At 61.8% G+C, this 1,292-nt stretch carries 2 protein-coding genes and 1 pseudogene; 1 reads left to right on the forward strand and 2 read right to left on the reverse strand.

Translation table 11 applies throughout. The annotated features are described in order from the left end of the window. Window positions 1-297: DNA alkylation repair protein (locus tag ABT116_RS47155; RefSeq protein ID WP_351647531.1), on the reverse strand; the 297-nt coding region annotated here is incomplete at its 3' end. Window positions 298-657: 360 nt separating this feature from the next. Between ABT116_RS47155 and ABT116_RS47160 the strand changes: the two genes are divergently transcribed. Beyond that, entirely contained in the window at window positions 658-1,026 is a 369-nt protein-coding gene (locus ABT116_RS47160) for an SPW repeat domain-containing protein (RefSeq protein ID WP_019744276.1), read from the forward strand. A 39-nt stretch (window positions 1,027-1,065) separates the two neighbouring features. Here the strand turns inward: ABT116_RS47160 and ABT116_RS47165 are convergent. Beyond that, window positions 1,066-1,292 (reverse strand): annotated as a pseudogene (locus ABT116_RS47165) (glutamate racemase); the annotation flags it as partial.

A 1,292-nucleotide genomic window follows, 5' to 3' on the forward strand; every position in this document is an offset into this window, starting at 1 on the left:
GTCGTCGAAAAATTTTGGGCGACTGACCTTTTCGAATCGAGCAACAAGGATCAACAGACCGGCCAAGCGATGCTCGTGGACGTCGCTGTCGAGAAGGAGGCGTACCTGAGGCAACGCGAGGCCGACATGTTTCTTCACCACCGAGCGCGTCTTCGGCACTCGCACTCCGATGAACACGTCACCCTCGCCGTACTCCCCCGGCTCCGTCTTGAAGAACCGCTGTAGATAGACGGCATCCGCGGGATCCGCGAGATCGGCCAACTGCTCGATCACGTCCTGGGCACTCGATTGCGTCACTCCAGAACCTTCTCACGGGTTGCGGTGCGAACTCTTAGATTCTCTCAGCGTCCTCACACCGTGCGCCCTGCTCGGCCACAGGTCGGCAGACGACACTCGAGGACAGTCAGTGAAAGGACCACCCATGATCACCGCCGCTATCGCATTCACCACTCTCACCCTCATGGCACTCTCGGGACATATCGCGGCAAGCGCTCCGCGCGGCCTCGTGGCAATCCGGACGAATGGTCACAAATCTTGATATTCAAGCCTCCGCACCGCTTCTAACTGCAACGCGAATGCAATTGGCGGAGAGTTGATCTCGACTTGCCGCGGGCGTGTACTACAGGTGGACACACTCTCGTCTTTGGAGGTCTCGTCATGAAGTCGTGGAATCGAATGCAAGATGCCGTCGCGGTGGTTCTCGGCGTCTTTGCGGCTCTCTCGCCGATGTGGCTCGACACCACCGATCGGGCAATGTGGTCACTCGTCGTCCTGGGTGTCCTGGTTGCACTGTCGGGTCTGGCACACATGGCTCGTCCGGACATGGCCATGGCGGATTACGCGATGGGCGTTTTCGGCGTCTTGATGTTCATTTCACCCTGGGTCATGAACTTCGACGCGCTACGCGGTGCGTCGTGGACGGCCTGGGTGGTCGGGGTCCTGACCGTTGTGGTCGCGGTGAGTGCGATGCCGGTGATGAGTGCGCGGATGCATCACGGGGGTCACGGCGGCGTAGCTGCCCATTGACAGAGCGGCGTAGCTGCCCATTGACAGGGGGCGGCTGGATCAGGCTTTGATCGCGCCCAACAACCGCCCGGCGTCGAAGGCTTCGGCGCTGGGCGGTAGTGCGCCCGGACGACCGCTCACGAAAACCTCGACGGTTCCCGATCCTTCACCCGCGGCACCGAGCCCGTCGATCCGCCGCAAAGTCTGTCGTGCAACGGCTTCGGCGCTGTCGACACCGTCCTGCGCAGCCTGCACGACCTTGGACTGGCCGCATGGTTCGGCGGCTC

It is taken from the genome of Streptomyces sp. NPDC002130 (assembly GCF_040296465.1).
Lineage (GTDB): Bacteria > Actinomycetota > Actinomycetes > Streptomycetales > Streptomycetaceae > Streptomyces.

Bases quoted from the DNA above. Each gene is read 5' to 3' on its own strand.
- ABT116_RS47160 (WP_019744276.1), top strand. From the start codon at position 658: ATGAAGTCGTGGAATCGAATGCAAGATGCCGTCGCGGTGGTTCTCGGC.